A 7,839-nucleotide genomic window follows, 5' to 3' on the forward strand; every position below is an offset into this window, starting at 1 on the left:
GCCTAGTGGCAAAGTGATCGCTGCTAGAACGATGACCGCTTGCCAGCCCCAGAACATGAATGACGCGAGGGTGTCCGAGACCAGGCGTGCTTGGCAAGTCCGCTGCACCACATAAAACGATGTAGCAAATAGAGCACTACCCCCAAAAGCAAAGATAACTGCGTTAGTGTGCAGTGGGCGAATACGACCGAAGCTTAAATAAGGTGAATCGAAGTTTAGCTCTGGCCATACTAATTGAGCAGCGATAAGAACACCGACGGCCATGCCGACAATACCCCATACCACCGTCATAATGGCAAACTGTCTTACAACTTTGTAGTTGTAAGTGATTTGGTTGGTCTCTTTGCTCATCGTTGAGGGTCCATTATTCTACATAAAGTGGAAACGCAAAAAATAAGAAATGTAAACCTTGCACACATCGCTTATTTTTTTACTACCTAAGTAATGATTTAGGGGTATGTTAATACCCCCAAATCGGCTAGGCGTGAAGGGTACTGATCAGAAAGGACAAAATCAATCTTTTATCACGAAAGTTAGGGGGGAAAGTTGATGTATATGAACTTGGTTTAAGCCGATGGAATGCGCAAATGACTTATATAATAATGACTTACAAAAAATGAGGTTTAATTTGCTATTTTTTAAGTATCGAGATAGATTTTTGGAGTACAGTTTGCGTTGAATGGAGCAAGACGCAACTGTACTCATTGAGCAGATTGCAGAGAAGATGTTTAAGGCATTTCCAAAACGGTAACTTTTTCTTCTCTTTCTAGCATGAGGTTTAACTTGTCCATCATTTCCTTGCGTTCGTGGGATTGTTGCCATGCTTGCCAATCTTGAGTGCTACGCCAGTTGCAAAGGATGACTCGGTGTCTTGAGTTGGTAATATCTTTTAATGACTCCCCAGAAATAAAGCCCGGAGCTCGAATGGCTTTTTGTAGCGTTTGTTTTGCAGTATCCTCATAGTTTGCTTCCAGTGATTCCGCGATGGATCTTTCGATAATAACCCTAATCATGGCATGCCCCTCCAGTGTGCTGTTGTTTTAAGTATAGATTAAAAAAGAGAGCTAGATGTTACATCAACACCTTTTGGATACTCAAGGTTTGTATTGTCCTGAACCTGTTATGATGCTGCACTCAAAAATTGACGAGATGCAAAGTGGGGACGTGGTCAAGGTAATCGCTTCCGACCCGGCCACTCAGCGTGATATACCAAAATTCTGTCAGTTTCTTGGTCATGAACTGCTCGATCAGAGCCAGGAAAACGGCAATTATATTTATCTGCTGAGAAAAGCCTGAAAGTAGTTCTCATGTCGATGTTTCGAGTTTGCACTTTTCAGATCATGCTCTATCTTTTTAGTATGCACCTTTAATTATTCAAATATAGATTGTCAGGTGCTTGCGATATAAATATTAGCTAAAGTTGATTTGGGTATCTATGACTGACAGTGCTACGGGTAGTGTGAAAGTTTCCGTTAATAATTCTTGTACTACTCTCTATATCAGTGGAAGTTTCGCATTTCATTTGCAGAGCGAATTCCGATCAGCTTACTAAAAGGAGGTTGGTGACAGCCGTCTGGTTCAGGTTGATCTCTATGATGTCGAATACATGGATAGTTCCGGTTTGGGAATGTTGCTGGTCATGAAGAAGTTTCTAGACGGTGCAGGTGTGGCCTATGAGATCGTTCGTTCGCGTGGGCAGACCTATGACCTGTTGAGCATGACGCACTTTAATCAGTATTTCAGCATCAATGGTGAGAGTCCGGCTCCTTCGTTGGCTAAATAGTTTTCTGATTCGGTTAGTACAAATAAAAGAAAAGAGTTGCAGTTATATGCGTGATAATGAAGTAATCAAATGTATTCAGGACTTATTCTTTCAGTCGTGTAAAGACTTGTTTGAAAACCTGGATTGCAATGTAGGCTTGATGGTAGATAAACCTGAGCGCCTTGAAAATTGCCCTATTGCTTGCATTGACGGCGGTTCATCAGATATCGAATTCAAAATCGCTTTGGAGCTTCCTTTGCCTGTACTGGCCTTAACTTACCCAGTGGGTGAGGGGATTACCAAAGTTGAAGAGGACCGCTTGGAAGACTGGATTTCTGAGCTTTCAAACCAGTTGATTGGTCGTTTAAAAACTAAGTTGATAGCGCATGAGTGCTTTATCAGTATTGGTTTTCCGGCCACTTTTTTTGGTGTTAATGTCGATGACTTATTAGCTGAAAACAGTACGATCGATTCATATTATTTTGATATTGATCGTGAAGTTGCAGGATGCAGTATTTCTATTGAGGTATATGATGAAGCCTTATCATTCTGCTTGGAGGCAAATAGCCATGAAGAAGACCAAAATGAAGGTGAGTTAGAACTTTTCTAATATTGCGCTTCAATTTATTGTCTTACCAGCGCCTGCCCCAGGTGCTGATCGAAGCCATTGGCACTAATTTCCCCTACGATTCTCAGATCCTTGATTTCTTTGCCTTTTTTATCAAACAGCAGGATAGATGGTGGGCCGAAGAGGCCAAACCTTTCCAGTAGTGCCTTATTTTCATCTGTATTGTCGGTCACGTCTGCCTTAACGAGATAAAATTGACGTAGCTTGCTGTCGATATTAACAAGCGGAAAAACCTCATTCTCCATTACCTTACAGCTGATACACCAGTCGGCGTAAAAATCTACCAATAGAGCTTGGCCGTTTTGCTTTGCAATGGCGAGATGTTGTTCAAGCCCGGTATTCGAATAAATAGTATTGAAAGGGAGCTTGTTAGGTTTCTGTGTGTTGGTTTGCTGGTTGCTAATCAGAGTTTCCAGGGGGTTGAGTGGGTTTGTGGCTTGAGTAAGTGAGCCAATAAATAATAATGCGGCGTATAAGGCCAGGAGCAAGCCTAAACCTTTAGAGACTCTTTCTATTCCAGGCTTAGCTGCATCAAAAGCACCCATCTGGCTTGCTGTTAGGCCGCATAACAACGCCCATAAAAATAGCGAAACTGACTCAGGGATAACACGGCTAATGAGCCAGATTGCCACGGCAATTAGCATTATGCCGAAAGCGTATTTTACTTTGTCCATCCAGGCGCCGGCTTTAGGGAAGAACTTACCGCCACCTATAGCGATCAGGATTAATGGCACACCCATACCCAAGCCCAGAGCAAATAATGAAAGGCCTCCGATAACTGCGTCTGCTGTACTGCTTATATAAAGTAACGCACCTGCGAGCGGGGCTGAGACACACGGTGAAACAATTAGTGCTGATAGTGCACCGATAAAGAATACGCTGGTGATATGCCCACCATTAAGGTTTTGGCTGGTGGTATTGAGGCGGTCTCTTAAGAAAGCGGGGAGTTGCAGCTCGTAAAGGCCGAACATAGCTAAGGCAAGCAAAATAAATATTGCCGAAAATACGCTTAATACAATTGGGTCTTGCAGGGCTGCCTGTACATTGGCTCCCGCACCGAGCAGTCCTGTCACCACGCCTGCTGCAGCATAGGTTGCCGCCATACCGATAACGTAGGCTAGGGAAAGCATAAAGGATTTACCGACCGTTGGCTTTTGCTGGCCAGCAATAATGCTGGTAATAATCGGGATCATTGGAAACACGCAAGGTGTAAAGGTCAATCCGATCCCGAGTAAAAAGAATATTCCTACAATCGCCAGCAGGCTACTGTTCTGAATAAAGCTAAAGACGCCCGCAGCGTTTTCAAAGTCTGGGCTTTCTTGAGATGAAGGCGTTTGTTGCTGGTTGGGAGCTTGAAGCTTGTTGCTAGTTGTGTCGCTATTACTTTTTTGCGCTACATATAAGACCTTTTCGTGCTTTGGTGGGTAGCACAAGCCTGCATCTGCACAGCCTTGGGAGCTTATTTTAATCTCGACATCACTTAGTGAAGCATCGACGTCAATAGGAAGAGCAATTTCAACGTGCTTATAGAACGCATGAACCAAGCCAAAGTAATCATCCTGTTTAGGCTTTCCCTGGCTAGAAAATTCGGGAGGGCCAAGCTTTACCAGAGGTTCTAATGACTTATCGACAAGGCGGAATTTGAAGCGTTCTTTGTATAAATAGTAGCCGTCAGCTATTTCCCAAGACAGCTTTAAACCATTGTCTGTAGGCGATGAGCGAAATTTGAATGCCTCATCAACCTTTAGGAACTCATTCTGGCTTGATTCAAATAATCCCTTGCTATCTGAGCTAGAAAAACTAGTACCGCCAGAGGAATATGCGTCGGAGGTGAATGTTCCAAGAGTTAGGTAGATAATAACTAATAGGATATTTCTCATACTGGTTCAAAACCTTGCGATTGCATATATTGCACTTTAGATATAAATCTACTGTGTTGGTTCAATCAAAACTGTTAAATAGAACGATAAGAGGCAATAGATTTGTATAAATTCGTAATCATGCCATTATAAGTCGCTTTTGTGGGCTTGAAGATTAATATTCGATTAGATATTCCCAGGCTGCAAAAGTTTGATTGGTCGTAAGAAGGATTGTTAATCCGGTGGTAAATACTGAACAACAGCGCACCCAGTCCAGCTGTGAAAATAAGCTCGTTGATACAGCATTTGCTGATGTCACAGAATTAGTTAGAATTTTCAATAACTTGTTTATAACTCTCGAAGGTACTGAGTTGGTGGTGGGGGCTGATGAACCTCTCTATCTGCCAGCCTCGGAGACGGGTAGCTTATGCCAGGTTATTTCAAGGTTTGATTACTTCTCAAGCGCATTACATGAAATTAGTCATTGGTGTATTGCGGGTAAAGAGCGGCGCAAGTTAATTGATTTTGGTTATTGGTATGAGCCAGATGGGCGCAGTGACCAACAGCAACGCGAATTTGAGAAAGTCGAGATTAAGCCGCAGGCGCTTGAGTGGATTATGACGGAAGCTTGTGGAATGCGCTTTCGTTTGAGTGTCGATAATATTGCTCAGCCAGATGTTGGGGCGAGTAAAGAGTTTATCTGTGAGGTGGCTCAGCAGGCGGCTGACTACATAGAAAATGGCTTACCTGAAAGAGCTAACTTATTTGTTCAAGCTTTGCTAAGTCACTATCGGCCTGATTGTCGGTGCCTGGAAAGTGACGCATTTTCACTTGATAGGCTAAGCTAATGACAGTTTTAAGCAAATTAGCGGCTAATTAGGTGTATTCCGCTTGCAAGGCAGGGTTAGGGGGCATAAGCTCTCAGGTCAATATTTTAAGTGTTACTAGAGTGTATTCTAAATGAAGTTAAGTGGTTTTTTTGGTAAGAAAAAGCAAGACGAGTCGAATAAGGCACAAGGTGCCTCGACCAAAACTAACAAGCCTGCTTCGGCAAAAGAAGGGGGCGCCAATAAACCTCAAGCAAAGAAACACCCAAAACCTGAAACAGCAGGTAAGCCTCAACACAAAGGTGGCAAGAAAGGAAGCGCTCAAGCTAATGTACAAGAACAAGGGGCGAGTGTAGCGCCAAAAAAACAGGCTTGGAGTGCTGAGCAATATGTCGTAGCGCCCGAGGAAGGCAAGACCCGCTTTCACGATTTAGGTTTGCAAAATGACTTATTGCATGGCATCGCTGATCTGAAATATGAATATTGCAGCGACATTCAGGCAGAATCTCTACCTCACACTTTAAAAGGCTATGACGCCATTGGTAAGGCTGCTACGGGCACCGGCAAAACTGCAGCCTTCCTGATTACCATTATTAATGACTTGCTATCTCGACCTGTGCCAAAAGGTGATCGTTATGCAAGTGAACCCAGAGCACTGATTATTGCGCCAACACGAGAGCTGGCGCTGCAGATAGAGAAAGATGCTGTTGCCCTGACTAAACATATGGATATGTCGATTTATTCAGTGCTGGGCGGCATCGACTACCAAAAGCAAAAAGATTATGTGCGCAATACCGTTATCGATATTTTGGTTGCGACACCAGGGCGTCTGATCGACTTCCTCAACAGCAATGATTTGTATCTGGATCAGATCGACTTTTTGGTTATAGATGAAGCTGACCGTATGCTGGACATGGGCTTCATTCCTGATGTGAAGCGTATCATCAGTAAGTGCCCAAGAGAGGATAATCGTCAGACCTTATTATTTAGCGCGACCTTTAGTGACGATGTTTTGAACTTGGCAAACCGCTGGACGGTTAACCCTGTTTTCATTGAAATTGAAGCTGAGCAGCTGACGACGGATAAAGTCGAGCAGAAGATATTTATGGTGCCTACCGATGAAAAACTGGAAATAATTTGCCGCTATATTGAGGAAAACGATGTTAAGAAGGCCATCATCTTCGGCAACCGTCGGGATGAAACTCGTCGCCTTGAAGCTGAATTGAAATCTAAAGGTGTCAAAGCTGCGCTGTTATCTGGTGAAGTCCCTCAACATAAGCGCATCAGAACGCTTGACCAGTTTAAAAATGGAAAAATAGAAATCCTGGTTGCAACCGACGTGGCTGGACGTGGCATCCATGTAGATGGCGTGAGTCATGTATTCAATTATAACCTTCCTGAAGACGCCGAAGATTATGTCCATAGAATCGGTCGAACAGGGCGTGCGGGTGAAAAAGGAATCTCTATTTCCTTCGCCTGTGAAGACGATGCCTTCCTGCTTCCAGAGATAGAAAAGTACATTGGTATGAAACTTCCATGTGAATATCCTGCACACCTGGTTGGAAAATAAATTAATAAGACGGTTTTGTTTGAAGAATGAAAATTGTTGCTGATGAAAATATCCCCTTACTCACACGTTTTTTTGGTGATTTAGGTGACATTGTTAAGTTGCCCGGGCGGGAGATTAAGGCGGAACATTTGAGTGATGCAGATTTCTTGATAGTACGCTCAGTAACCAAAGTAAACCGTGAGCTTTTAGAAAACAGTTCAGTTAAGTTTGTTGGAACATGCACCATCGGTATTGATCATATTGATACTGATTACCTTGATCAGCAGGGCATTCGCTACTGTAATGCGCCTGGCTGTAATGCTAACTCTGTTGTTGAGTATGTTTTAAGTTGCTTATCAATTCTAACCGAAACTCATTCGCTCGATTTAGGCTCGGTAACAGTCGGTATTGTGGGTTATGGCAATGTTGGTAGCTTACTTGCTGCGCGCTTGGAGAAGCTGGGAATCAAGTTTAAAGCCTGTGACCCGTTTTTGGATGATGATTCACTTGTATCATTTGAAGAAGTGATGCGCTGCGACCTGATATCACTTCATGTGCCCTTAAGTAAAGAAGGTACGCATCCAACCTACCATATGATCGATAAGCAGGTGCTTGAAAGCTTGCAGCCAGAGCAAATTCTGATTAATTCGAGTCGGGGGCCGGTTATCGATAATGATGACCTGAATGACTTCCTAGATCATCAGCCACAGTTTACCGCTATCCTTGACGTGTGGGAGAGAGAGCCTGAGCTTAATGTCGAATTGGCTCGCAAAGTCTTTATTGGTACGCCGCATATTGCCGGCTATAGTTTTGACGGTAAGGTCTTGGGGACTGAAATGGTTTACCGGGCCTTATGCCAGTTTTTAGGTTTACCATCTCGCCACTCTTCTGGGCAATTCTTAGAAGAGCCGCCTTTGTCTAAAATGGCCTTTACTTCAAATGCAGATGTTGATTGGTCTATTCATACTGCAATTCGAGCCTGCTTTGATGTGCGTCATGACCATAGTTTACTGCAAGCCAGCTTACGCTTACCTGATGAAGAGCGATGGCAGGCCTTTGACCGCTTCCGAAAGAACTACCGCTGCCGGCGCGAGTTTTCAGGTGTAAAGATTCAATTGAAGAAAGTTAACTCAGAATTGCTAAGTAAGTTTAAGTCTTTAGGTTTTAATGTTAAGTCCTAAAATTGATACCTTAATAATGATAATAAGAGGTTA

Annotated in this window: 9 protein-coding genes; 6 read left to right on the forward strand and 3 right to left on the reverse strand. The window is 43.3% G+C overall.

Going from position 1 to position 7,839, the window contains the following annotated elements:
- Both A3729_RS09995 and A3729_RS10000 read right to left on the reverse strand, forming a co-directional pair.
- On the reverse strand, nt 1–351 hold a 351-nt coding region (locus A3729_RS09995), incomplete at its 3' end, for a cbb3-type cytochrome c oxidase subunit I (RefSeq protein WP_197475751.1).
- 377 nt (nt 352–728) lie between these two features.
- On the reverse strand, nt 729–1,013 hold the full coding sequence (locus A3729_RS10000) for an antibiotic biosynthesis monooxygenase (RefSeq protein WP_068509864.1): 285 nt from the start codon (nt 1,011–1,013) through the stop codon (nt 729–731).
- 55 nt (nt 1,014–1,068) lie between these two features.
- Between A3729_RS10000 and tusA the strand changes: the two genes are divergently transcribed.
- From tusA to A3729_RS10010, 3 genes are all read left to right on the forward strand, one after another.
- A complete protein-coding gene (gene tusA, locus A3729_RS10005; protein WP_068509866.1) occupies nt 1,069–1,296 on the forward strand; it encodes a sulfurtransferase TusA in 228 nt (75 codons plus the stop codon).
- 277 nt (nt 1,297–1,573) lie between these two features.
- Nucleotides 1,574–1,783, forward strand: coding sequence for an STAS domain-containing protein (locus tag A3729_RS32740; protein ID WP_255374988.1), 210 nt, complete (start codon nt 1,574–1,576; stop codon nt 1,781–1,783).
- A gap of 46 nt (nt 1,784–1,829) precedes the next feature.
- Nucleotides 1,830–2,372, forward strand: coding sequence for a hypothetical protein (locus A3729_RS10010; RefSeq protein ID WP_068514739.1), 543 nt, complete (start codon nt 1,830–1,832; stop codon nt 2,370–2,372).
- Between the two features lie 14 nt (nt 2,373–2,386).
- Here the strand turns inward: A3729_RS10010 and dsbD are convergent, their stop codons facing one another.
- Nucleotides 2,387–4,270, reverse strand: a complete 1,884-nt coding sequence (gene dsbD, locus A3729_RS10015; protein ID WP_068514744.1) for a protein-disulfide reductase DsbD — start codon at nt 4,268–4,270, stop codon at nt 2,387–2,389.
- A gap of 221 nt (nt 4,271–4,491) precedes the next feature.
- On the opposite strand from dsbD, the gene A3729_RS10020 reads away from it, so the two are divergent.
- The 3 genes from A3729_RS10020 to pdxB all read left to right on the forward strand — a co-directional run bounded on the left by A3729_RS10020 (nt 4,492) and on the right by pdxB (nt 7,806).
- Nucleotides 4,492–5,097 carry an elongation factor P hydroxylase gene (locus tag A3729_RS10020; protein WP_082880441.1) on the forward strand — a complete coding sequence of 202 codons (606 nt, stop codon included), beginning with the start codon at nt 4,492–4,494 and terminating at the stop codon, nt 5,095–5,097.
- Nucleotides 5,098–5,209: 112 nt separating this feature from the next.
- The gene (gene rhlB, locus A3729_RS10025) at nt 5,210–6,646 is read left to right on the forward strand and encodes an ATP-dependent RNA helicase RhlB (protein WP_082865404.1); all 1,437 of its coding nucleotides are present in this window, start codon (nt 5,210–5,212) and stop codon (nt 6,644–6,646) included.
- Between the two features lie 26 nt (nt 6,647–6,672).
- Nucleotides 6,673–7,806 carry a 4-phosphoerythronate dehydrogenase PdxB gene (gene pdxB, locus A3729_RS10030; protein WP_068514747.1) on the forward strand — a complete coding sequence of 378 codons (1,134 nt, stop codon included), beginning with the start codon at nt 6,673–6,675 and terminating at the stop codon, nt 7,804–7,806.
- The last annotated feature ends 33 nt before the right edge of the window (nt 7,807–7,839 follow it).

The sequence above is a fragment of the Oleiphilus sp. HI0043 genome, from assembly GCF_001634935.1.

Bases quoted from the DNA above. Each gene is read 5' to 3' on its own strand.
- A3729_RS10000 (WP_068509864.1), bottom strand. From the start codon at position 1,013: ATGATTAGGGTTATTATCGAAAGATCCATCGCGGAATCACTGGAAGCA.
- tusA (WP_068509866.1), top strand. From the start codon at position 1,069: ATGTTACATCAACACCTTTTGGATACTCAAGGTTTGTATTGTCCTGAA.
- A3729_RS10010 (WP_068514739.1), top strand. From the start codon at position 1,830: ATGCGTGATAATGAAGTAATCAAATGTATTCAGGACTTATTCTTTCAG.
- dsbD (WP_068514744.1), bottom strand. From the start codon at position 4,270: ATGAGAAATATCCTATTAGTTATTATCTACCTAACTCTTGGAACATTC.
- rhlB (WP_082865404.1), top strand. From the start codon at position 5,210: ATGAAGTTAAGTGGTTTTTTTGGTAAGAAAAAGCAAGACGAGTCGAAT.
- pdxB (WP_068514747.1), top strand. From the start codon at position 6,673: ATGAAAATTGTTGCTGATGAAAATATCCCCTTACTCACACGTTTTTTT.